The sequence below is a fragment of the Cupriavidus sp. GW821-FHT07C08 genome, from assembly GCF_059419025.1.
Genome location: NZ_JBWKQZ010000017.1, coordinates 13385 through 36884, shown reverse-complemented (window position 1 = coordinate 36884; position 23500 = coordinate 13385). Strand labels below are relative to the sequence as shown.

Here is a 23500-nt window from a genome sequence, read left to right as displayed (position 1 = left end):
GTGGCGCCCTGACACGGGCGCCGTAGCACAGCAGCCGGCAGCTTCCCATCAGGAGTTGCCGGCTGTTCCCATCCTGCAACCGCCCCGCGCCAAGGCTGCACACGTGCGGCGATCGGCCTACAATCCAGGCAGGACACGCACTTACAGCCTGCCATGACCCTGCCTTCGCCGACTTCCCCCCGCTTCCACTACCGCCTCGCGGCGGTGCATGACTGGGGCGACATCGCCGCCGTCACGCAACAAGCCTACGGGCAATATGAGCTAGCCATCATGGAAGACTGCCGCGCCTCGTTCCAGCGCGGCATGCAGGCGGTGCTGGCGACCAGCCATCCGGATATGGAATGGTGGGTGGCGGAGACCGATCACGGCATCATGGGCGCCGTGCTGTTCTGCCATCCGGGCGCCACGCTGCCGGCACTGGACGGCAGCACCATCACCCTGACCCAGCCGGAAGCGCGGCTGCTGTCGGTGAGCCCGCAGGCGCGCGGCCTGGGCCTGGGCCGCACGCTGATGCAGATCTGCATCCAGCGCGCGCGCGATATCGGCGCGCCCACGCTGGTGGTGCGCACCATGCCGGAAATGGCATCGGCCAACCGGCTGTGCCAGCAGATGGGCTTCACCAAGCGCACCGAAGCCGGTGCGCGCGCGGGTGCCATGGCCCGCCTGATCGACTACACCTACGCCATCCCGCCGGAAAACGCGGCACCAGACGCCGCGCGGCCCTGATCAGTCCTGCACGTCGCCCACCGAGGCGCGCCAGAGCAGCACCGCGGCCTGCGCCACGATGCCCTCCTGGCGCCCTTCGAAGCCCAGCTTCTCGTTGGTCTTGGCCTTGACGTTGCAGCGACCGCGCGCCACCCCCAGGTCTTCCGCCAGGTTCGCCACCATCGCCCCGATATGCGGGGCCAGCTTGGGCGCCTGCGCGATCACGGTGGCATCCACATTGCCGATTTCATAGCCCGCCGCGCGCACGCGGCGCGCGGCCTCGCGCAGCAGTGCGCGGCTGTCGGCGCCGGCAAACTGCGCGTCGGTGTCGGGGAAATGGCGGCCGATATCGCCCAGCGCGGCCGCACCGAAGAGCGCGTCGGTGACCGCGTGCAGCAGCGCATCCGCATCGGAATGGCCCAGCAGGCCGCGGTCATGCGGGATCTCGACCCCGCCCAGGATCAGCTTGCGGCCAGGCACCAGCGCGTGGACGTCATAGCCCTGTCCCACCCGGATATCGAAAGGCATCATGCGGTCAGTCTCCTTTGCCGTCGTTGCCCAGCAGCACTTCGGCCAGTGCGAAGTCCTCCGGGTAGGTCACCTTGAAATTGCGCAGCGAGCCGTTGACCAGACGCGGATGCAGCCCCAGGCGCTCGATCGCGCTGGCCTCGTCGGTGACCACCGCGCCGGCCGCCATGGCGTCCTGCAGCGCCTGGCGCAGCACGCCCAGGCGGAACATCTGCGGCGTCTGCGCCTGCCACAGCCCCTCGCGCGGCACCGTGGCGCCGATACGGGCGTCGTCCTGGGCACGCTTGAGCGTGTCGGGCACCGGCACCGCCAGGATGCCGCCGATGGCGGCGTCAGGATCGTCGTCGCCGTCGCTTTCCACCGCCCGCACCAGTGCGTGGATCATCGCCGGGGTCAGGCCCGGGCGCGCGGCATCGTGCACCAGCACCCAGTCGCTGTCGGTCGCGCCCAGCTGCGCCAGGTGGTGCAGCCCGGCCAGCACCGACGCATGGCGGGTATCGCCGCCGACAAAGGCGGTATCGAAGCGCAGCCCGGCAAACGCCGCCGCGCCGAAGCGCGATTCCAGCGGCATGTCGTCGGGCGCCAGCACCAGCGCGGTGGCGTTGATGGCATCGCACGCCGAGAACGCCGCCAGCGCGTACCAGATCATCGGCCGGCCGGCCACGGTCTGGTATTGCTTGGGAACGGCGCCGCCGGCGCGGCTGCCGGAACCGGCACAGGGAATCAGGGCAAAGCGGCGAGCGGACACAGGATCGGGGTGGAGTGAAAGAGGCGTGGGCGCCCGCTGGCCAGCATGGCCAGCGGGACAACCGGTGCGCATTCTATAATACGGCCCTTGCCCGTCGCCATGCCGCGCCATTCCGCATTGACGCGTGCCCGGCACGGGCCGTTGAGGTCCCCTGCTCCGACCCCCGCCCGCAATGCCGGCGGGGTGTCGTCGTTTTGAACGCCCCGCTGCCGACATGCCTGACGCCAAGCCCGCCTTCCCCTTTGTCAACCTGCCGCTGGTCAAGCCGGGGCTGCGCCACAGCGTGGCCGGCCTGCGCGGCTCGGCCGATGCGCTGGCTGTGGCCGCGTACGCTCGGCAGCACCGCGAGCGCGCGCCGATGCTGGCCGTAGTGTGCTCCCACGCGGTCGATGCCCAGCGCCTGGCCGAGGAAATCCCCTGGTTCGCGCCCGAGCTGCGCGTGCGCCTGCTGCCCGACTGGGAAACCCTGCCCTACGACAGCTTCTCGCCGCACCAGGACCTGGTGTCCGAGCGCCTGGCCACGCTGCACGACATCCAGACCGGGCAATGCGACGTGATGCTGGTGCCGGCCACCACCGCGCTGTACCGGCTGGCGCCACCGGCATTCCTGGCGGCCTACACCTTCTTCTTCAAGCAGGGCGAGCGCCTGGACGAGAACGCGCTCAAGGCCCAGTTCACGCTGGCCGGCTACGAGCACGTCAGCGCGGTGATGCGCCCCGGCGAATACAGCGTGCGCGGCGGCCTGATCGACCTGTATCCGATGGGCTCGGCGCTGCCATACCGGATCGACCTGTTCGGCGACGAGATCGAGACCATCCGCGCCTTCGACCCCGATACCCAGCGCAGCCTGTACCCGGTCAAGGAGGTACGGCTGCTGCCCGGGCGCGAGTTCCCGCTCGACGAAGCCGCGCGCACCGCCTTCCGCGGCCGCTGGCGCGAGGTGTTCGAGGGCGACCCGACCAAGTCGCCGATCTACAAGGACATCGGCAACGGCGTGCCATCGGCCGGCATCGAGTACTACCTGCCGCTGTTCTTCGAGCACAGCGCAACCGTGTTCGACTACCTGCCCGCCGATACCCAGCTGGCCTTCGCCGGCAATGTCGACGAGGCCATCCGCCGCTTCTGGGCCGATACCACGCAGCGCTACAACTTCATGCGCCACGACCGCGAGCGCCCGCTGCTGCCGCCCGCGGACCTGTTCCTGTCCGAGGAACAGTTCTTCGTTGCCGCCAAGCCGATGGCGCGCCTGGTGCTGCAGCCCGAAGCCAATGCGGACCAGGCCGCGTTCTCGGCCATGCTGCCCGACGTCGCGGTGAACCGCCGCGCCGATGATCCGCTGGTCAACCTGGAAGCGCTGCTGCTCGACAAGCAGACCCGCGTGCTGATGTGCGCCGACTCGGCCGGGCGGCGCGAGACCCTGCTGCAGCTCTTTGCCGAAAGCGGCCTGCGCCCGCATCCGGTAGACGACTTTGCCGCGTTCCTGGCCGGCGAAGCGCATTTCTCGATTGCGGTGGCGCCGCTGCAGAGCGGCTTTGCGCTGCCGCAGGGGCAGATCGCCTTTGTCACCGAGGCCGAGCTGTACGCCGGCACCGCGCGCCGCACCGGCCGCCGCAAGCAGGAGCAGGCCTCCGCCGTCGACTCGATGGTGCGCGACCTGGCCGAGCTGAAGATCGGCGACCCGGTGGTGCACAGCGAGCACGGCATCGGCCGCTACCAGGGCCTGGTCACGCTGGACATGGGCCAGGGCGACGAGGAATTCCTGCACCTGGACTACGACAAGGCCAGCAAGCTGTACGTGCCGGTGCACCAGCTGCACGTGATCTCGCGCTATTCCGGCGCCGATCCCGATACCGCGCCGCTGCACCACCTCGGTTCTGGCCAGTGGGACAAGGCCAAGCGCAAGGCCGCGCAGCAGATCCGCGACACCGCGGCCGAGCTGCTCAACCTGTACGCGCGCCGCGCCGCGCGCGAGGGCTTTGCCTTCCCGCTCTCGCCCAAGGACTACGAGACCTTTGCCGAGAGCTTCGGCTTCGAGGAAACGCCGGACCAGGCTGCCGCCATTGCCGCGGTGATCGCCGACATGACCTCGGGCAAGCCGATGGACCGGCTGGTCTGCGGCGACGTCGGCTTCGGCAAGACCGAGGTGGCGCTGCGCGCGGCCTTTGTCGCGGTGCTGGGCGGCAAGCAGGTGGCGATGCTGGCGCCGACAACGCTACTGGCCGAGCAGCACTTCCAGACGCTGTCCGACCGCTTTGCCGAATGGCCGGTGCGCATCGTCGAGCTGTCGCGCTTCAAGACCAAGAAAGAAATCGACGCGGCCATCAAGCAGATCAACGACGGCACCGTCGACATCGTCATCGGCACCCACAAGATCCTGTCCGACCAGGTCAGGTTCGAGCGCCTGGGCCTGGTCATCATCGACGAGGAACACCGCTTCGGCGTGCGCCAGAAGGAGGCGCTGAAGACCCTGCGCGCCGAGGTCGACGTGCTGACCCTGACCGCCACGCCGATCCCGCGCACGCTGGGCATGGCGCTCGAAGGGCTGCGCGACTTTTCGGTGATCGCGACCGCGCCGCAGAAGCGGCTGGCGATCAAGACCTTCGTGCGGCGCGAGGAAGACGGCGTGATCCGCGAGGCCATCCTGCGCGAGCTCAAGCGCGGCGGCCAGGTCTACTTCCTGCACAACGAAGTCGAGACCATCGAGAACAAGCGCGCGCGGCTGGCCGAGCTGGTGCCAGAGGCGCGCATTGCCGTCGCGCATGGCCAGATGCACGAGCGCGAGCTGGAGCGCGTGATGCGCGACTTCGTCGCGCGCCGCGACAACATCCTGCTGTGCACCACCATCATCGAGACCGGCATCGACGTGCCGACCGCCAACACCATCCTGATCCACCGCTCGGACAAGTTCGGCCTGGCGCAGCTGCACCAGCTGCGCGGCCGGGTCGGGCGCTCGCACCACCAGGCCTATGCCTACCTGCTGGTGCATGACGTCGAGGGCCTGACCAAGCAGGCGGGGCGCCGGCTGGAGGCCATCCAGCAGATGGAAGAACTGGGCTCGGGCTTCTACCTGGCCATGCACGACCTGGAAATCCGCGGCGCGGGCGAGGTGCTGGGCGACAAGCAGTCCGGCGAAATCCACGAGATCGGCTTCCAGCTCTACACCGACATGCTCAACGCCGCGGTCAAGGCGCTCAAGGCGGGCAAGGAGCCCGACCTGATGGCGCCGCTGGCCGCCACCACCGAGATCAACCTGGGCACGCCGGCGCTACTGCCCAACGACTACTGCGCCGACGTGCACGAGCGCCTGTCGCTGTACAAGCGGCTGGCCAACTGCGAGACCGCCGAGCGCGTGGACGACATCCAGGAAGAGCTGATCGACCGCTTCGGCCGGCTGCCGGCGCAGGCGCAGGCGCTGGTCGAGACCCACCGGCTGCGCATCGCCGCGGCGCCACTGGGCGTGCGCAAGATCGACGCGGGCGAGGCCACCATCAGCGTGCAGTTCGTGCCCAACCCGCCGATCGACGCGATGCGCATCATCGACCTGGTGCAGAAGAACCGCCATATCAAGCTGGCCGGGCAGGACAAGCTGCGCATCGAGGCCAAGATGCCGGACGTGGCGATCCGCGCGCAGACCATCAAGCATACGTTGCGGCAACTGGCGTAGGCGTCATGGGCATCCTGCATGGACGCGACGCGCGGCCGGGTGTAGCATCAAATACTTAACAAGTTAGCGATAACGCCCCCATGCCTGCACACGCCGCCTCCCACAGCCAGCCCGTCACCGAAACCGCCGCGCGCGGCAGCGCGCTTGAATGGACCCAGCGGCTGGTTGCGTACGACACCACCAGCCGCCACTCCAACCTGGGCCTGATCGAGTCGGTGCGCGACCATTTCCTGGCCAAGGGGCTGAAGCCGCATCTGAGCTACAACCCGCAGCGGGACAAGGCCAATCTGTTCGTCACCGTGCCCGCCGCCGACGGCAACACCAACGGCGGCATCGTGCTCTCCGGCCATACCGACGTGGTACCGGTGGACGGCCAGGACTGGACCACCGACCCGTTCAAGCCGGTGGTGCGCGACGGCAAGCTCTACGGCCGCGGCACCTGCGACATGAAGGGCTTTATCGGCACCAGCCTGTCGCTGCTGCCGGCCATCCTGCAGGCCAGGCTGCGCGAGCCGGTGCACTACGCGCTGTCCTTCGATGAAGAGATCGGCTGCATGGGCGCGCCCTACCTGCTGGCCGAACTGCGCGACCGCGGCGTGACGCCCGGCGGCTGCATCGTCGGCGAACCCACCAGCATGCGCGTGATCGTCGCGCACAAGGGCATCAACGCCTACCGCTGCTGCGTCAGGGGACAGGCCGCGCACTCGTCGCTGACACCGCGCGGCGTCAATGCGATCGAATACGCCGCGCGCCTGATCTGCTTCATCCGCGACATCGCCGATGAGTTCAAGGCCAACGGCCCCTACGACCAGGCCTTCGACGTCCCCTACACCACCGCGCAGACTGGCACCATCCAGGGCGGCATCGCGCTGAACACCATCCCGGCGCTGTGCGAGTTCGTGTTCGAATTCCGCAACCTGCCCGGCGTGGATCCTGAAGCCATCTACGCCCGCATCCAGGGCTACGCCAATGACGTGCTGCTGCCGAAGATGCGCGCCGAGCATGCCGACGCCGGCCTGACGCTGAGCAAGATCGCGGCCGCGCCATCGCTGGACGTGGCCGAGCAGGAAGCCATCACGCAGCTGGTGCGCGCGCTGACCGCCGACCGCGACACCAACAAGGTCGCCTATGGCACCGAGGCCGGCCTGTTCCAGCGCGCCGGAATTCCGGCCGTGGTGTGCGGGCCTGGCGATATCCAGCAGGCGCACAAGCCGGATGAATTTGTTTCGCTGGAGCAGCTGGCTGCTTGCGAGGCCTTCCTGCACAAGGTGGTCGACAGCCTGCGCGTGGCGGGCTGACATCCCCCTCAGCCGTGTTGTGTGCCCGGCCAGGACACACAACGCGGCACCCTTCTGGCCGCCCCATCCGGCGCGGCCGCAGCACTGCCTGCATCACACCAACAACAACGAAGGAGACCTTGCATGGCTGTCCGTGATTCCGCATCCTGTTCCACCAAGCGCTTCGCGCTCGCCGGCCTGGCCCTCACCGCCGGCCTGCTCTGCCATACCGCGCAAGCGCAGGCACCGGCCGCCGCGTCTCCCACGCTTGCTGGCGCCGACACACTGCATGCGCAGGTCGAAACCCGTGCCAAGGCGGTCGAGAAGCAGCTAATCGCATGGCGCCGCGACATCCACCAGCATCCGGAACTGGGCAACTACGAGACCCGCACCGCGAAGCTGGTGGCTGACCACCTGCGCAAGCTCGGCATGGAAGTAAAGACGGGCGTGGCCAAGACCGGCGTGGTCGGCGTGCTCAAGGGCGGCAGGCCCGGTCCGGTGGTGGCGCTGCGCGCCGACATGGATGCGCTGCCGGTCAAGGAACGCGTGGACGTGCCGTTCGCGTCCAAGGCCAAGGGCCAGTACCTGGGCAAGGAAGTGGACGTGATGCACGCCTGCGGCCATGACACCCACGTGGCGATTTTGATGGCCACCGCCGAAGTGCTGGCCGGCATGAAGGACCAGTTGCCCGGCACGGTCAAGTTCATCTTCCAGCCGGCCGAGGAAAGCCCGGCCGACTTCGAACCCAATGGCTCCAACACCTGGGGCGCCAAGCAGATGGTGTCCGAGGGCGTGCTGGACAATCCCAAGGTCGATGCGATCTTCGGCCTGCATGTGAGCAGCGGCATCGAATCCGGCAAGCTGGGCTGGCGCAGCGGCCCCTCGATGGCGGCGGCCGACCAGTTCTGGATCGACGTCAAGGGCCGCCAGACGCACGGCGCGCGGCCGTGGGGCGGGATCGACCCGATCGTGGTGGCGTCGCAGATCGTGATGGGCCTGCAGACCATCCAGAGCCGCCAGGTCAACGCCATGCTGGAGCCGTCGGTGATCACCGTGGGCACCATCCACGGCGGCAACCGCATGAACATCGTGCCGGAGAAGGTCGAGATGATGGGCACCGTGCGCACCTATGACGAAGGCATGAAGAAGGACATCCATGCCCGCATGAAGCGCACCACCGAGGCCATCGCCACCAGCGCCGGGGCCGAGGCCAACTTCCGCGTGGTGGAGCTGTACAACGCCACCATCAACCAGCCGGCCCTGACCGAGAAGATGGCACCCACGCTGCAGCGCGTGGCCGGCGAAGGCAACTGGATGATCACGCCCAAGGCGACCGCGTCGGAGGACTTCTCGTTCTACCAGGAGAAAGTGCCGGGCCTGTTCTTCAACCTCGGTGTGACGCCCAAGGGCCAGGATGTGACCAAGGCGCCTTCCAACCACTCGCCTGAGTTCTATGTGGACGAGCCGGCGCTGATCAACGGCGTGCGCGCCCTGTCCAGCCTGACCGTGGACTACATGGTGATGGCGCAGCGCTGAGCGGCTCGCCCGGGGCGCTGCGGCGGGGCTACAATAGCAGTTTTGCCGCGCGCATTGCGGCCAGCCCTGCCCCGCCTTGCCGCCAGCGCGGCAAGCGCCCGATCCTCATCCGCCATGCCCCTGATCCTCCAGAGCACCGCCCCGCTTTCCCCAGCCGACCTCGACACCGCCCGCACCCTGGCCCGCGCCTCTGAACTGGTGCTGCGCAGCGACACCGTGGCCGCCGCCGAGGAATGCGCGCCGCTGACGCCGGCGCTGCGCGATGCGCTCGACGATTTCTGCGGCCCGCGCGCGATCGACTGGGCAGTGGTGCCCGCGGGGCGCAAACTGTCCGACTTCCGCCTGGTGGCGATGGACATGGACTCGACCCTGATCACGATCGAGTGCATCGACGAGATCGCAGATTTCTGCGGCCTCAAGGCCGAGGTCTCGGCCATCACCGAAGCCGCCATGCGCGGCGAGATCACCGATTTCAACGAGAGCCTGCGCCGCCGCGTGGCCCTGCTCAAGGGGCTGGACGCCAGCGTGCTGGACCGCGTCTACGAAGAGCGCCTGCGGCTGTCGCCGGGCGCCGAGCGCATGCTGCAGACCGTGCAGGCGCTGGGCCTGCGCACGCTGCTGGTGTCTGGCGGCTTCGTGCATTTCACCGAGAAGCTCAAGGCACGGCTCAAACTCGACGTGACCCGCGCCAATACGCTGGAGATCGTCGACGGCAAGCTGACTGGCAATGTCGTTGGCGAGATCGTCAACGCCGATGTCAAGGCCCGCACCGTGCAGGAAGTCTGCGCCCAGATCGGCGCCACGCCGGACCAGGCCATCGTCATGGGCGATGGCTCCAACGACCTGAAGATGATGGCCGTGGCCGGCCTGTCGGTGGCCTTCCGGGCCAAGCCGGTGGTGCGCGCGCAGGCCAGCGTCGCGTTCAACCACGTCGGGCTGGACGGCCTGCTAGCGCTGTTCCCGCACTGATCCCGGGCCGCGGCAAACGCGGCATCGCGCGCCGGGCGGCAATCGCCCGGCCGGCCCCACCCCCTGGGCCACCAGCAACGATTCGCGCTACAGCCAGCGCAAGTCCCTCCCCAAGTGCAGATAAATCCCTGAGACGCAGCATCTACTTAGCGCTTGCCTCTTCAAATGCGAATCATTACCATTAATGTTTCGTTTATCTGACATTGCCCCATGCAAGCTCTGGCCGTCCTTCTTGGCCTGGCTGCGGCCGCGTGCCTGTACCTAGCCGCGCCCAACCAGGTCCTGCTTCCGCCCGGCAGGGTCGCGCAACCGCGTGTGCTGGGCTGGCTGGGCCTGGCCCTGGCCATCGTCAGCACCTGGCTGTGGAGCACCACCGACGGCTGGCCCGTGGCCATTGCGGCCAGCCTGGTGACAGTGCCCTACGCGCTGTCGGTATGGCCCTTTATTGGCACCTATGCCGCGCGCAAGCGCCGGGCGGCACGGGAGCAACGGGCATGAGCGCAAACCAATCCGCGATGGGCACCAAGTGGCTGGCCGGTGCGCTGCTCGGGCTGCCGCTGGCGGTGGCGCTGTGCACGCTGCTGATCCTGTGGCTGCCGGGCGGCTGGGAGACCGGCATCGTCGCGGCCGTGGTGGCCTGCCTGCCGGTGTGGGTGGCCATCATCAGCGCCAGCCTGCTGTTCCGTTCCAGCCGCGCCGCCTGGATCTGGCTGGGCGGCGCCAACCTGGTCTGCTTCGGTGCGCTGTGGGCGCTGCGCCTGGCCGGCCTGGCGCCGGCTGCACTGCCCGCCTCCTGAGAATGCCATCATGAAAACCGCAACCCTGCGCCTGTACCAGACGCTGCATACCTGGGTCGGCCTGATGGCCGGCTGGGCCCTGTTTATCGCCTTCTTTGCCGGGGCGGTCACCGTGTTCCACCACGAACTGCATGTGTGGCAGTCGCCGTCGCGGCTCAAGGGCAGCGCGCCGGTCGAGGCCAAGGCCGACCCGGCCGCGGTCGACCGCTTCATGCAGAAACTGGTCGCGATCCACCCCGAGGCCGCGGCCAGTTCCTACGTGATCATGCCGTCGGAGGGCGAGCCCAATATCTCGGCCTACTGGCAGGACAAGGCGGGCGAGTGGCAGATGACCACCTACGCCCGCCTGGCCGGCGACGCCGCGATGCAGCGCGACACTTCGCGCGACCAGGTGATCGGCGAGCTGTCGGCGTTCCTGAATAGCCTGCACTACTCGCTGGGGATCCCGGTCGGCGGCATCTACTTCATGGGTGCGATCTCGGTGCTGTACGGGCTGGCGCTGGTGTCGGGCGTGCTGCTGCACTTGCCGCGGCTGAAGAAGGACCTGTTCGCGGTGCGCCCCGGGCGCAACCTGAAGCGCTTCTGGATGGACACCCACAATGTGCTGGGCCTGTTCAGCCTGCCCTTCCACCTGGTCTTTGCCATCACCGGCGCACTGTTCTCCGTGTCGCTGGTACTGATGATGGTGTTCAACACGCTGACCTTCGACGGCCGCCTGTTCGAGGCGGTGCCCCGTGCCACCACCGCCGTACCGGAAGTAGCCGCAGCCAACCGCGCGGTGCCGACCATGCCCACGGCAACGCTGATGCAGATCGCGCGCGAGCACGGCGGCGAGCGCTTTACGCCCGAGTCTTTCCGCTTCCAGCGCTTTGGCGACGCCAATGCCGTGGTGGAGGTGCGCGGCACCAGCACGCAGGCACTCGGCAACCTGGGCTCGGTCGGCATCCATGCCGCCAGCGGCGAGCCCAACGCGGGCCAGCTGACCGCCAACCAGACGGCCGGCACGCGCGACAGCAACCACGGGCTCTACAGCGCGCTGTACGCGCTGCATTTCGGCACCTTCGGCGAGCTGCCGGTGCGCCTGGTCTACCTGCTGGCCGGGCTGGCCGGCGCCTTCCTGTTCTATTCGGGCAACCTGCTGTGGATCGAGTCGCGGCGCAAGCTGCGCCAGGCCGAGCAGCCGCGCGTGCACCGGCTGCTGGCGCAGGGCACGGTCGGCGTGTGCATCGGCTGCTGCATCGGCGTGGCGCTGTGCTTCCCGGCGGCGCTGCTATGGCCGGAGCGCGCGGTGAGCTACACGTATTTCACGGTGTTTGGCCTGGCCTGTGCCTGGGCGATGCTGCGCCCGCCGGTACGCGCCGCGGTGGAACTGCTCTACGCCGCCGCGCTGGCGTCGCTGACCGTGCCGCTGGCGAACGCGATCCTGACCGGCGACCACCTGCTGCACAGCATCCCCAGCGGGCACTGGATCATCGCCGGCTTCGATATCGGCGCGATCGCGCTGGCCGCGGGCTTTGTCGCCCTGGCGCGCGCCACGCAGCGCCGCGCGCGCAGCGGGCCGGCGGAGTCGGTGTGGGCGATGCCGCAGGCAGCCCGGGCAGCACAAGCCGCCAGGCCCACCGCGAGCGCCAAGACGATGCCCAGCGCGGATACGCCCTGAGCGCACGGCGCGCGCACAAAAAAACGGACGCAGCAGCGTCCGTTTTTGTTTCCTTGGCCGCGCCGGCCCGGCCGCTGCCCTACACTATCACAGGCCAACAACATCGAGCCGACCGCCATGGAATCGACCTTCCACCAGTTTTCCGAACTGTTCGCCCAACTCGGCCTGGCCTCCGACGAAGCCAGCATCCGCAGCTTTATCGGCACGCACGCCCCGCTGCCCGACGATGTCGAGCTGGCCGAGGCACCGTTCTGGACTCCCGCCCAGGCCACGCTGCTGCGCGACGAGCTGCTGGACGACGCCGACTGGGCCGAAGTCGTCGACCAGCTCAATCTCGCCCTGAGGCAGCCGGCCTGAGGCCGCTTACGCGGCCAGCGTAGCCTCCAGCGCCTGGCGCAGGTCGGCGATCAGGTCGCGCGTGTCTTCCAGGCCGATATAAAGCCGCACCAGTTCGCCGGTGTCCTGCCAGCCGGCCGGCGGCCAGGTGCCCGCCGGGCGCATGCCCTGCACGTGGTATGGCACGGCCAGGCTATGGGCGCCGCCCCAGGACCAGCCGATCGCAAACAGCTGCAGCGCCTCGACGAAGGCATCCACCTGCTGGCGCGTATAGCTTGCCCGCAGGGTGATGGCAAATAGCCCGCTGGCGCCAGTGAAATCCCGCCGCCAGCTGGCGTGGCCCGGGCAGTCCGGCAGCGCCGGATGCAGCACGCGCGAAACCTCGGGCCGCTGGTGCAGCCACTCCGCCACTTCGCGGGCCGCACGGTCATGCGCGGCCAGGCGCACCGGCAGGCTCGGCAGCCCGCGCAGCACCAGGTGGCAGTCATCGGCGGAAACACCCCAGCCCATCAGCATGCGGGTGCGCTTCAGGCGCTCATGCAGCGCATCGTCGCAGGTCAGGACCGCGCCCATCAGCACGTCGCTGCCACCGGACTGGTACTTGGTCAGCGCCTGCACCGAGATATCGATGCCCTTGTCGAACGGGCGGAAGTAGATGCCGGCCGACCAGGTATTGTCGATCGCGGTCAGCACGCCGCGCGCCCTGGCCGCGGCGACGATGGCGTCGCTGTCGGGCACTTCCATGGTCACCGAACCGGGCGACTCCATCCAGACCAGGCGCGTATTCGGCCGGATCATCGCCGCCACCGCAGCGGCGTCCATCGGGTCGTAGTAGCGCACGGTCACGCCGAATTCGCGTGCCAGCCACTCGCCGTGGTCGCGGTTGGGGCCGTAGACGTTGTGCGGCACCAGCACGTCGTCGCCGCTCTTGAGCAGCGCGAAGTAGACCAGCGAGATTGCTGCCAGCCCTGACGGCTGCAGCAGCGTGTGGCGCGCGCCCTCCAGCAGCGCCAGGTGCTGGCACAGCGCCTCGCTGGTGGGCGTGGCGTGCAGGCCATAGCGCCAGTAAGTGGTGGCACCGTCGCCATGGGCACGCAGTTCGGCCAGGTTGCGGAACACCACGGTGGACCCGCGGTGCGTGGCGGGAGAAAACGAGGCAAAGCCGGGCGCGATTTCCAGCTCGGGCTGGACCGCAACGGTTTGCAGGTAATGGGCGGGCGACGCGGGCTTGTCGGATGGCGAATCGGACACGGCGGTTTCCTTGCTGGCTGCTGGCCGGCCACGGCGCGCTGCCCCGGCGGTATCGCCCAGGCAGAAGCACGGCACGGTCAGGAATGAGACTCGATGAGCCTTCGAGCTTACCAGCAAATGCTGGCCGCGCCACCGGCGATGGCAACGGCGGGCACCAGGAAGCGCCTTACCAGCCGGAAATCGAGGACTTCGGTGGCGGCGGCGCGTAGGTGACGCCGCTGTTGGGCGTCATGTCAAACGGGGGGATCACCAGCACGCCCAGCGGGCGGATAAAGAACGGTAGCACGATGGCGGGGTTGAACGCGTCGGTCCAGGTGCCGCGCACGGCGCCGCTGGCGTCGATGCTGCCTTCCCAGTTGCCCGACACGCGGGTGCCGTCGTCGGACTCCTCCATCAGGAAGGCGCCGCCCTCCCACTCGCCGGCCAGCAGGCGCACACCGGCGCCACGGCCTGCGTATTCGCCGCGCACGCTGTCGCGCTCGTCAGGCTTGGGGCCCAGGCGCAGCCGCACCGGCTGGTCGCCGACCTTGCCGACGTAGACCGGCAGCGACGCATATTCCGGCCGCGGCGCCAGAGGTCTTGGCGCCCCAGTGGAGAGCGAGGTGCCGCCGCGCCGGGCTTCGCCGTCGCGAATGGCCTGGTTGATGCCCAGGCCTTCCCCGCCGATCACCGGGCCAGTCGACAGCTCGGTGCCCGGCGCTGCCTGCGCCGTGCCCGCCAGGGCGAGCACGGCGGCCAGGCCCAGCGTGCAGAGGTTCTTCGTCAGCAAAGCCGGGCGCAAGGCTAACCTCAGATGCGTTCGAAGATAGCGGCAATACCCTGCCCGCCGCCGATGCACATCGTCACCAGCGCGTAGCGGCCCTGCACGCGGTTCAGCTCATTCAGCGCCTTCACCGTGATCAGGGCACCGGTGGCGCCGATCGGGTGGCCCAGCGAGATGCCCGAGCCGTTCGGGTTGACCTTGGCCGGATCCAGGCCGAGCGCCTTGGTCACCGCGCACGCCTGCGCGGCAAAGGCTTCGTTGGCTTCGATCACGTCCAGGTCCGACACCTGCAGGCCGGCACGCTCCAGCGCGATCCTCGTCGCCGGCACCGGGCCAATGCCCATGGTCTTGGGGTCCACGCCGGCATGGCCGTACGACACCAGGCGGGCCAGCGGCTTCAGGCCGCGGCGCTCGGCCTCGGCGCGCTCCATCAGCACCACCGCGGCGGCGGCGTCGTTCAGGCCCGAGGCGTTGCCGGCCGTGACCGTGCCGTTCTCCTTGACGAAGACCGGTCGCAGCTTGGTCATGTCGTCCATGGTGGCGTCATGGCGGACGTGCTCGTCGGTATCGAAGGTGACGTCGCCCTTGCGGCCCTTGCTCACCACCGGGACGATCTGGTCCTTGAAGTAACCGGCCTTGATCGCGGCCGAAGCGCGGCGGTGCGATTCCAGCGCGGCCTCGTCCTGCTGCGTGCGCGAGATGTCGTATTCCTTGGCGACGTTCTCGGCGGTCACGCCCATGTGGATGCGGTGGAAGGGATCGTGCAGCGCGCCCAGCATCATGTCGACCAGGCCGGCATCGCCCATGCGTGCGCCCCAGCGGGCCGCGGGCGCCAGGTACGGCGCGCGGCTCATGCTTTCCGCGCCACCGCCGATGGCTACGTCGGTATCGCCCAGCAGGATGGTCTGCGCGGCGCTGACAATGGCCTGCAGGCCCGAACCGCACAGGCGGTTCACGGTCAGCGCGGGGGCATTGACCGTCACCCCGCCGTTGACGGCCGCGACGCGGCCCAGATACATGTCGCGCGGCTCGGTCTGGATCACGTTGCCGAACACCACGTGGCCGACATCGTCGCCCGATACCTGCGCACGCGCCAGCGCCTCGCGCACCACCAGCGCGCCCAGCTCCGCCGGCGCCACATCCTTCAGGCTGCCGCCAAAGGTCCCGATCGCGGTACGGACACCGCTCACCACTACCACTTCACGCGTCATGACTTTGTCTCCATGAGGGTTATGTTGCACCGCACAGTATAGCGGGACGCGGACGAAATCGAACGAGCGTACTTTTACCTAATCAACCCGTTTCAGACCTCGCCCCACAGATCGTGGCCGTCGGCGCCGGTGATCTTCACGTCGACGAACTCGCCGGCGCGGTAGCGCTGGGAATGGCGTTCCGGCGGCGCGATATAGACCAGACCGTCGATTTCCGGTGCATCCGCGGACGAACGGCCGATGCCGCCGTCCTGGTTGACCTCGTCCACCAGCACGCGCAGGGTCTGGCCGACCTTGCGCTGCAGGCGTCGTGCCGAGACCTCTTCGGCCACTTCCATGAAGCGGGCGCGGCGTTCCTCGCGCACTTCGTCGGGCAGCGCGCCCGGCAGGTCGTTGGCGGTGGCGCCCTCCACCGGCGAATAGGCGAAGCAGCCGACGCGGTCCAGCTCGGCTTCGGCGATGAAGTCGAGCAGGGTCTGGAATTCCGCCTCGGTCTCGCCCGGGAAGCCGGCGATAAAGGTGCTGCGGATGGTCAGCTCAGGACAGACCTCGCGCCAGGCGCGGATCCGGTCCATGGTCTTCTCGGCATTGGCCGGGCGCTTCATGCGCTTGAGCACGTCCGGGTGCGCGTGCTGCAGCGGCACATCGAGGTACGGCAGCACATGGCCCTGCGACATCAGCGGGATGATCTCGTCGACGTGCGGGTACGGGTAGACGTAGTGCAGGCGAACCCAGGCGCCATATTGCGCAGCCAGCTCGCCCAGGGCCGCCACCAGTTCGGTCATGCGGGTCTTGAGCGGGCGGCCGTTCCAGAAGCCGGTGCGGTACTTGACGTCGACGCCGTAGGCGCTGGTGTCCTGCGAGATCACCAGCAGTTCCTTGACACCTGCCTTGAACAGGTTCTCGGCCTCCAGCATGACCTCGGCCACCGGGCGCGACACCAGGTCGCCGCGCATCGACGGGATGATGCAGAACGAGCAACGGTGATTGCAGCCCTCGGAAATCTTCAGGTAGGCGTAGTGCTTGGGCGTCAGCTTGATGCCGGCCGCGGGAACCAGGTCGGTAAACGGGTCGTGCGGCTTGGGCAGGTGCGTGTGCACCGCCTGCATCACCTCGCCCAGCGCGTGCGGGCCGGTCACGGCCAGCACCTTCGGGTGCACGGAGGACACGATGTCATGACCCGCGGCATCCTTCTTGGCGCCCAGGCAGCCGGTCACGATGACCTTGCCGTTCTCGGTCAGCGCCTCGCCGATGGCGTCCAGGCTCTCCTGCACTGCCTCGTCGATAAAGCCGCAGGTATTGACCACGACCAGGTCGGCGCCGTCATAGGTGCCGCTGATGGCATAGCCCTCGGCGCGCAGTTGGGTGATGATCTGCTCGGAGTCGACCAGCGCCTTGGGGCAGCCAAGGGAAACGAATCCCACACGCGGACTATGGTCTTTCTGGGTCGTTGATTCTGAAGGGTTTTTCACTGTGCAATCCGAATGTGGGGGCAGGCGCGGCGGTATATGCGGGGACAAGGCCGGCGGCCGGTGAGCCAATCACACATTTTAACCGTTTGCCATGAATTCTCGGCGCCTGACTCCACACATGTGGCCCAGGCTGCGGCAATGCCGCGTCATTCCGGCACGGTAGTGGCTCCTGGCAGGCCTTCCAGGACACGCTCTATCTCCAGCGAGTCCTGCATGCGCCGGATGGCCGCATGCAGTTCGGCGGCCTGTGGCCAGGTCCGCTTGAGATAGCTGAGCCACAGTTTCACGCGCCCATGTTCATGGCACGAGGCGATACGGGCATGCAGCTTTTTCAGGTAAGTGGCGATCTGGCGCAGCACCAGCGGCCACTCCTCGTCTGACGGCGCGCTGTCCATCAGCCCGCGAATGCGCAAGGCCAGGAAAGGGTCGGACACGGCGCCGCGCCCGATCATCACGTCGGCGCAACCGCTGACGGCCCGGCAGCGTTCCCAGTCCGCGACCGTCCAGACGTCTCCGTTGGCAATCACGGGCACGTCCACCGCCGCCGCAATGCGCGCGATCCAGTCCCAGTGGGCCGGCGGCCGGTAGCCATGGTCCCGCGTCCGGGCATGGACCACGAGTGAAGCCGCGCCGCCCTCGGCCAGCGCCGTGGCGCAATCAATGGCCAGCGAGGTATCGGAGACGCCCAGCCGCATTTTTGCCGTCACGGCGATATGGGCCGGCACCGCCGCGCGCACGGACGCAACGATCCGGTTCAACAACTCAGGGTTCGTCAGCAGCATGGCGCCGCCGCCATGCCGGTTGACGACCTTGGCGGGACAACCGAAGTTCAGGTCGATGCCATGCGGCGACAAGGTCGCGGCATAGGCCGCATTGCGCGCCAGCCATTCCGGATCGCTGCCGAGCAACTGGATCACCATCGGCGTGCCGCTGCGGGTATAGCCGCCGGCGAGGATTTCGGGCGTATCGCGCTCGTAGACGCGGGCTGGAAGCAACGAACCCGTCACCCGGACAAACTCGGACACACAGCCGTCGTAGCCGCCGGTATCGGTCAGCACGTCGCGCAAGACGTAGTCGGCGAGCCCTTCCATGGGGGCCAGGAACAGCCGGCTCATGGCAAGGCCTTCACCGAAGCAGAGGGCCGGGCCTGAAAGGCCGGACGAGCATATTGGATAACGGAGAGCATGGGGTGTCGCGCACAAAAGGCGAGTCCACACTGAGCCGCCGCTGGAGAGAGTTGCGTGATTGCGTGCGCCTGGGGGGCGCAGATCGCGCATTCTACCTGCTTTGCGTCGGCAGGGCGCTCAGGGAGGTGATGCGGGCGCTGGGCATCCGCCTGCATGCGAGCGCTGGCTGAGAACCAGCCAGCTTGCGGCGGGTGCAGAGCCCGCCGCCGCTAGTGCTTTACTTCTTGTCCGGCTGGTTGAACGGGAACGTCCCGAACATATTCTTGGCCTGGCTTTGCATCTGCTCCTGCATCTGCACGAACAGGTTCTTGCTCTGCTCGATGTAGTTGCTCATCATGCCCTGCATCATCGGGCCCTGCATGTTCATGAACTGCGACCACATGTCGGGGCTGAAGGTTTCGCCGGAATACAGGCCCTTGGAGTTCTCGGCCAGCTTGTTCTGGATGTCGATGAAGGCCTGGATGTTCTTTTCCAGGTAGGTGCCCATCATGCCTTGCATGGCATGGCCATAGAAGCGGATGATCTGCGACAGCATCGCGCTGGAGAACATCGGCACGCCGCCCGACTCTTCTTCCAGGATGATCTGCAGCAAGATGCTGCGGGTCAGTTCGTCACCAGACTTGGCGTCGACGACCTTGAATTCTTCTGAATCCATGACCAGCTGCTTGACGTCGGCCAGGGTGATGTAGGTGCTGGTCTGGGTGTCGTAGAGCCTGCGGTTCGGATACTTTTTGATCAGTCGCTCTGCGCCTTTTTTGGTCGTGGCCATCGGTGCTCTGTCCTTGTGTCATCGCTGTTTGCGCGCTGCTGCACCGCATGGGGTGCAGTGCGCAAATCGGTATCGCCCGCGCCATCTGCTTGTTGTCGTGCCGGCCGTCTGGTGGCCTGTTCGCGCATGGCTGCGCGTGGCGGCCTGCAACCTCGCCCCCGCGAGGGCCGCGCTGCACGAACATGGTGCTGGCTGCGCCGCTGCCCTGATTCTATGCCCAACAAGGCACTAAGAAAAGCGAGCGGGCTTAAGGAAAACCCGGTGAACTGGCGCAAAAAGGGAGGAATGCCACGCGGGCAGAAACGATTCGCGGGCCATGACGGCCCGCGAAACAGGTGGCGCAACGTAGTGTCCGCCGCCTTGTGCGCCGCGCTGGCTGCACCGCAATACGCGGGCGCCAGCGCCGGCTGCCGACTGGTTGAGCCAGGCCGGCAGGTCAGCCCATATGCAGGCCACCGTTGAGCGAGAAGTCGGCGCCGGTCGAGAAACCGGACTCGTCCGACGACAGCCAGGCGCAGATCGAAGCGATCTCTTCCGGCTCGCCCAGGCGCTTGACCGGGATCGTCCCGACGATCTTGTCGAGCACGTCCTGGCGGATCGCCTTGACCATGTCGGTGGCGATATAGCCCGGCGAAACGGTGTTGACCGTCACGCCCTTGGTCGCCACTTCCTGCGCCAGCGCCATGGTGAAGCCGTGCAGGCCGGCCTTGGCGGTGGAGTAGTTGGTCTGGCCGAACTGGCCCTTCTGCCCGTTCACCGACGAGATGTTGACGATACGGCCCCAGCCGCGGTCGGCCATGCCGTCGATCACCTGCTTGGTGACGTTGAACAGCGAGGTCAGGTTAGTGTCGATCACCGCGTCCCAGTCGGCACGGGTCATCTTGCGGAACACCACGTCGCGGGTGATGCCGGCGTTGTTGATCAGCACATCGACCTCGCCGACCTCGGCCTTGACCTTGTCGAACGCGGTCTTGGTCGAGTCCCAGTCAGCCACGTTGCCCTCAGAGGCAACGAAGTCAAAGCCGAGTGCCTTCTGCTGCTCGAGCCACCTTTCACGGCGCGGCGAGTTGGGGCCGCAGCCGGCCACCACACGAAAGCCATCCTTGGCCAGCCGCTGGCAGATGGCGGTTCCGATACCACCCATGCCGCCGGTCACATACGCAATGCGCTGAGTCATGTCCACTCCTTGATTGGCTCTTCGTTATCGTCGCCGGGTCCGCGCCAACCGCGCGCGGCCCGGAAAACCCCTTCCTTATTTGCGCTCGACTGCCAGCGCCACGCCCATGCCGCCGCCGATGCACAGCGAGGCCAGGCCCTTCTTGGCGTCGCGGCGCTTCATCTCGTGCAGCAGCGTCACCAGGATACGGCAGCCCGACGCGCCGATCGGGTGGCCGATGGCGATGGCGCCGCCGTTCACGTTGACCTTGGAGGTGTCCCAGCCCATCTGCTGGTGCACCGCCAGCGCCTGCGCGGCGAAGGCCTCGTTGATCTCCATCAGGTCCAGGTCCTGCGGGGTCCACTCGGCGCGCGACAGCGCGCGCTTCGAGGCCGGCACCGGGCCCATGCCCATCACCTTGGGATCGACACCGGCGTTGGCGTAGCTCTTGATCGTGGCCAGCGGGGTCAGGCCCAGTTCCTTGGCCTTGGCCGCCGACATCACCACCACCGCGGCGGCGCCGTCGTTCAGGCCCGAGGCGTTGGCCGCGGTCACCGTGCCGGCCTTGTCGAATGCGGGCTTGAGGCCGGACATGCTGTCCAGCGTGGCGCCCTGGCGCACGAACTCGTCGGTCTTGAAGGCCACCGGGTCGCCCTTGCGCTGCGGGATCAGCACCGGGACGATCTCTTCGTCAAACTTGCCGGCCTTCTGCGCGGCTTCGGCCTTGTTCTGCGAGCCGACGGCGAACTCATCCTGCGCCTCGCGCGTGATGCCGTATTCCTTGGCCACGTTCTCGGCGGTGATGCCCATGTGGTACTGGTTGTACACGTCCCACAGGCCGTCGACGATCATGGTGTCGACCAGCTTGGTGTCGCCCATCCGGAAGCCGTCGCGCGAGCCCGGCAGCACGTGCGGCGCGGCGCTCATGTTCTCCTGGCCGCCGGCCACCACGATCTCGGCGTCACCCGCCATGATCGCGTTAGCGGCCAGCATCACGGCCTTCAGGCCCGAGCCGCACACCTTGTTGATGGTCATGGCCGGCACCATCGCCGGCAGGCCGGCCTTGATCGCGGCCTGGCGTGCGGGGTTCTGGCCCGAACCGGCAGCCAGCACCTGGCCCATGATGACTTCGCTCACCTGCTCCGGCTTGACGCCGGCGCGCTCCAGCGCGGCCTTGATGACCACGGCACCCAGTTCCGGCGCCGGGATCTTGGCCAGCGAGCCGCCAAATTTGCCGACCGCGGTGCGGGCGGCGGATACGATGACAACGTCAGTCATTGTGTAGTCCTTTCAATGAAAACGGGAGGGAACCTGCAGGCCTGCCGGCGCCGTGCATGATGCACGCCGGCACGCATGCAAGCGTCATGCCTTGGCTTTGACGTATCGCCCAGGCGCGGGTTCGATCGCAGGATAGCGCGCATTGCCGTAGTTGGCGGGCGCGGCGCGTTTCGCGCCGGCCTGGCCAGCCAGCCATGCGGTCCAGTCCGGCCACCAGCTGCCGTGATGCTCGGTGGCGCCAGCCAGCCATTGCTGCGGCGACTCCGGCAGCGCATCGTTGGTCCAGTGGCTGCGCTTGTTCTTGGCCGGCGGGTTGATCACACCGGCGATATGGCCCGACGCACCCAGCACGAAGCGCAGCTTGTTCGCCAGCAGCGCGGTCGAGGCATAGGCCGCGGTCCACGGCACGATGTGGTCTTCGCGCGAGCCGTAGATGTAGGTCGGCACGTCGATGCTGGCCAGGTCCACCGGCACGCCGCACACGGTCAGCTTGCCCGGCACCTTGAGCTCGTCCTGCAGGTAGGTGTGGCGCAGGTACCAGCAGTACCACGGCCCCGGCAGGTTGGTGGCGTCGCCGTTCCAGAACAGCAGGTCGAACGGCACCGGCGTGTTGCCCTTCAGGTAGTTGTCGACCACGTAGTTCCACACCAGGTCGTTCGGGCGCAGGAACGAGAAGGTATTGGCCAGCTCAAGGCCGCGCAGCAGCGCGCACGGCGCGCCGGCTCCCCCGCCCAGCGTGGCCTCGCGCAGCTGCACATGGCCCTCGTCGACAAAGACGTCGAGGATGCCGGTGTCGGCAAAGTCCAGCAGCGTGGTCAGCAGCGTGACGCTGGCAGCCGGGTGCTGGCCGCGCGCGGCCATCACCGCCAGCGCAGTCGAGACAATGGTGCCGCCCACGCAGAAGCCGAGCACGTTGATCTTGTCCTGGCCACTGATGTCGCGCGCGACTTCGATGGCGCGGATGGCCGCGTTCTCGATGTAGTCGTCCCAGGTGCTGCCAGCCATGCTGGCATCCGGATTGCGCCACGACACCAGGAACACCGTATGCCCCTGCTCCACCACATGACGCACCAGCGAGCTCTCCGGCTGCAGGTCCAGGATGTAGTACTTGTTGATGCACGGCGGCACCATCAGCAGCGGGCGCGCGTGCACCTTGTCGGTCAGCGGCTTGTACTGCAACAGCTGGAAGTATTCGTTCTCGAAGACCACGGCGCCTTCGCTCACCGCGACATTGCGGCCGACCTCAAACGCGCTCTCGTCGGTCTGCGAAATCTTGCCGCGCGTCAGGTCTTCCATCATGTTGCGCACGCCGGCACGCAGCGATTCGCCGCCCGACTCGATCAGCAGGCGCTGCGCCTCGGGATTGGTGGCAAGGAAATTGGCGGGCGACATCGCATCGACCCATTGCGAGATCGCGAAGCGGATGCGCTGGCGCGTCTTGGCATCGGCCTCGACGGCATCGGCCAGCTCGGTCAAGGCGCGCGCATTGAGCAGGTAGAACGCGGCAGCGAAGCGGTATGGCAGGTTGGTGCGCCATGCGTCGCCGGCGAAGCGCCGGTCGTGCAGCGGCCCGGTGGCCTCGGCCTTGCCCTCGGCCATGGCCTGCCATAGCGCTGAGAAGTCCTTCATGTAGCGCTGCTGGATATCACCCAGCTGCGCCGGCTCGATCTTGACGCCTGCCAGCGCATCCAGGCCCGGAATGCCGGACGCAGCCGCGTGGCCGTTGCCTTCAGTGCCCTGCCACTGGCGGGACCATTCCAGCCATGTGGCTGGATCGAATGGCCCCGGCGTGAACTTGAATGGTTGGGACTTGCCTTCCTGAGTGGAAGCTGCCGCGCCTTTGCCGGTCGCCATGATTTGATTGTCTCTCTGCCGTCACTATTCGAACCGGCTCCGGGCATTGCCCTGGCCGGCACTTTGCATGGGGAGATGCTATCCGAATGGACCCGGCTTGTGCCTCCCCCAAAGTGGGAGGGTCTGCCGGCACATCTGCCCTGGAACTGGCTGGAAGCCTCGACCGCACCTGCTGCGGCCCGTGGCTTGCGTCCATTCCGATAGCGGCTCCCCTTTTATCCGGCAAGCGCGACATCCTCGCATGGCAACGCCATGCGCTATGCTTGCCGGAGAAACCTGGGAATCGTCAGCGATTCCGAGACATTTGAGCTCATTGTTGCCTTGCAACGCACGCGCTGT

At 67.6% G+C, this 23500-nt stretch carries 20 protein-coding genes; 9 read left to right on the top strand and 11 right to left on the bottom strand.

Annotated features, from left to right (window positions below):
• Positions 1–153 precede the first annotated feature (153 nt).
• Positions 154–726 (top strand): GNAT family N-acetyltransferase, encoded by a 573-nt coding sequence (locus AC07UK_RS21035; protein ID WP_436221401.1) that lies wholly within the window; start codon positions 154–156, stop codon positions 724–726.
• Here AC07UK_RS21035 and ispF read toward each other — a convergent pair whose 3' ends face one another.
• The gene (gene ispF, locus AC07UK_RS21030) at positions 727–1236 is read right to left on the bottom strand and encodes a 2-C-methyl-D-erythritol 2,4-cyclodiphosphate synthase (protein ID WP_013956468.1); all 510 of its coding nucleotides are present in this window, start codon (positions 1234–1236) and stop codon (positions 727–729) included.
• 4 nt (positions 1237–1240) lie between these two features.
• Positions 1241–2053 (bottom strand): 2-C-methyl-D-erythritol 4-phosphate cytidylyltransferase, encoded by an 813-nt coding sequence (ispD, locus tag AC07UK_RS21025; protein ID WP_436221400.1) that lies wholly within the window; start codon positions 2051–2053, stop codon positions 1241–1243.
• 142 nt (positions 2054–2195) lie between these two features.
• On the opposite strand from ispD, the gene mfd reads away from it, so the two are divergent.
• The 8 genes from mfd (at position 2196) to AC07UK_RS20985 (ending at position 12241) form a co-directional block, all read left to right on the top strand.
• Positions 2196–5645: a transcription-repair coupling factor gene (mfd, locus tag AC07UK_RS21020; protein ID WP_494686288.1), complete on the top strand. Its 3450-nt coding sequence runs from the start codon at positions 2196–2198 to the stop codon at positions 5643–5645.
• Positions 5646–5725: 80 nt separating this feature from the next.
• Positions 5726–6943: an acetylornithine deacetylase gene (argE, locus tag AC07UK_RS21015; RefSeq protein ID WP_436221398.1), complete on the top strand. Its 1218-nt coding sequence runs from the start codon at positions 5726–5728 to the stop codon at positions 6941–6943.
• A gap of 123 nt (positions 6944–7066) precedes the next feature.
• Positions 7067–8458 (top strand): amidohydrolase, encoded by a 1392-nt coding sequence (locus AC07UK_RS21010; protein WP_494686289.1) that lies wholly within the window; start codon positions 7067–7069, stop codon positions 8456–8458.
• Positions 8459–8572: 114 nt separating this feature from the next.
• Positions 8573–9427: a phosphoserine phosphatase SerB gene (serB, locus tag AC07UK_RS21005; RefSeq protein ID WP_456806444.1), complete on the top strand. Its 855-nt coding sequence runs from the start codon at positions 8573–8575 to the stop codon at positions 9425–9427.
• Positions 9428–9637: 210 nt separating this feature from the next.
• Positions 9638–9925 (top strand): hypothetical protein, encoded by a 288-nt coding sequence (locus tag AC07UK_RS21000; protein ID WP_494686290.1) that lies wholly within the window; start codon positions 9638–9640, stop codon positions 9923–9925.
• Positions 9922–10224, top strand: coding sequence for a hypothetical protein (locus AC07UK_RS20995; RefSeq protein WP_494686291.1), 303 nt, complete (start codon positions 9922–9924; stop codon positions 10222–10224). The genes AC07UK_RS21000 and AC07UK_RS20995 overlap by 4 nt, the downstream gene beginning before the upstream one ends.
• A 10-nt stretch (positions 10225–10234) precedes the next feature.
• Positions 10235–11884, top strand: coding sequence for a PepSY-associated TM helix domain-containing protein (locus tag AC07UK_RS20990; protein ID WP_494686292.1), 1650 nt, complete (start codon positions 10235–10237; stop codon positions 11882–11884).
• A gap of 117 nt (positions 11885–12001) precedes the next feature.
• The gene (locus AC07UK_RS20985; protein ID WP_010810122.1) at positions 12002–12241 is read left to right on the top strand and encodes a DUF2789 domain-containing protein; all 240 of its coding nucleotides are present in this window, start codon (positions 12002–12004) and stop codon (positions 12239–12241) included.
• Between the two features lie 6 nt (positions 12242–12247).
• On the opposite strand, the gene AC07UK_RS20980 is transcribed toward AC07UK_RS20985, so the two are convergent.
• The 9 genes from AC07UK_RS20980 to AC07UK_RS20940 form a co-directional block, all read right to left on the bottom strand.
• A complete protein-coding gene (locus tag AC07UK_RS20980) occupies positions 12248–13471 on the bottom strand; it encodes a cystathionine beta-lyase (RefSeq protein ID WP_436221392.1) in 1224 nt (407 codons plus the stop codon).
• Positions 13472–13637: 166 nt separating this feature from the next.
• Complete coding sequence (locus AC07UK_RS20975; protein WP_494686293.1) at positions 13638–14252, bottom strand: hypothetical protein; 615 nt, start codon at positions 14250–14252, stop codon at positions 13638–13640.
• An 8-nt stretch (positions 14253–14260) separates the two neighbouring features.
• Positions 14261–15445 (bottom strand): beta-ketothiolase BktB, encoded by a 1185-nt coding sequence (gene bktB, locus AC07UK_RS20970; protein WP_494686294.1) that lies wholly within the window; start codon positions 15443–15445, stop codon positions 14261–14263.
• Between the two features lie 92 nt (positions 15446–15537).
• Positions 15538–16917, bottom strand: a complete 1380-nt coding sequence (rimO, locus tag AC07UK_RS20965; RefSeq protein WP_494686295.1) for a 30S ribosomal protein S12 methylthiotransferase RimO — start codon at positions 16915–16917, stop codon at positions 15538–15540.
• Between the two features lie 146 nt (positions 16918–17063).
• Positions 17064–18032, bottom strand: a complete 969-nt coding sequence (locus AC07UK_RS20960) for a tRNA dihydrouridine synthase (RefSeq protein ID WP_436223063.1) — start codon at positions 18030–18032, stop codon at positions 17064–17066.
• Positions 18033–18321: 289 nt separating this feature from the next.
• Complete coding sequence (gene phaR, locus AC07UK_RS20955; RefSeq protein ID WP_013956454.1) at positions 18322–18873, bottom strand: polyhydroxyalkanoate synthesis repressor PhaR; 552 nt, start codon at positions 18871–18873, stop codon at positions 18322–18324.
• 436 nt (positions 18874–19309) lie between these two features.
• On the bottom strand, positions 19310–20050 hold the full coding sequence (locus AC07UK_RS20950; RefSeq protein ID WP_013956453.1) for a 3-ketoacyl-ACP reductase: 741 nt from the start codon (positions 20048–20050) through the stop codon (positions 19310–19312).
• Between the two features lie 75 nt (positions 20051–20125).
• Positions 20126–21307 carry an acetyl-CoA C-acetyltransferase gene (locus AC07UK_RS20945; protein WP_114135270.1) on the bottom strand — a complete coding sequence of 394 codons (1182 nt, stop codon included), beginning with the start codon at positions 21305–21307 and terminating at the stop codon, positions 20126–20128.
• An 84-nt stretch (positions 21308–21391) separates the two neighbouring features.
• On the bottom strand, positions 21392–23161 hold the full coding sequence (locus AC07UK_RS20940) for a class I poly(R)-hydroxyalkanoic acid synthase (RefSeq protein ID WP_436221388.1): 1770 nt from the start codon (positions 23159–23161) through the stop codon (positions 21392–21394).
• Positions 23162–23500 lie beyond the last annotated feature (339 nt).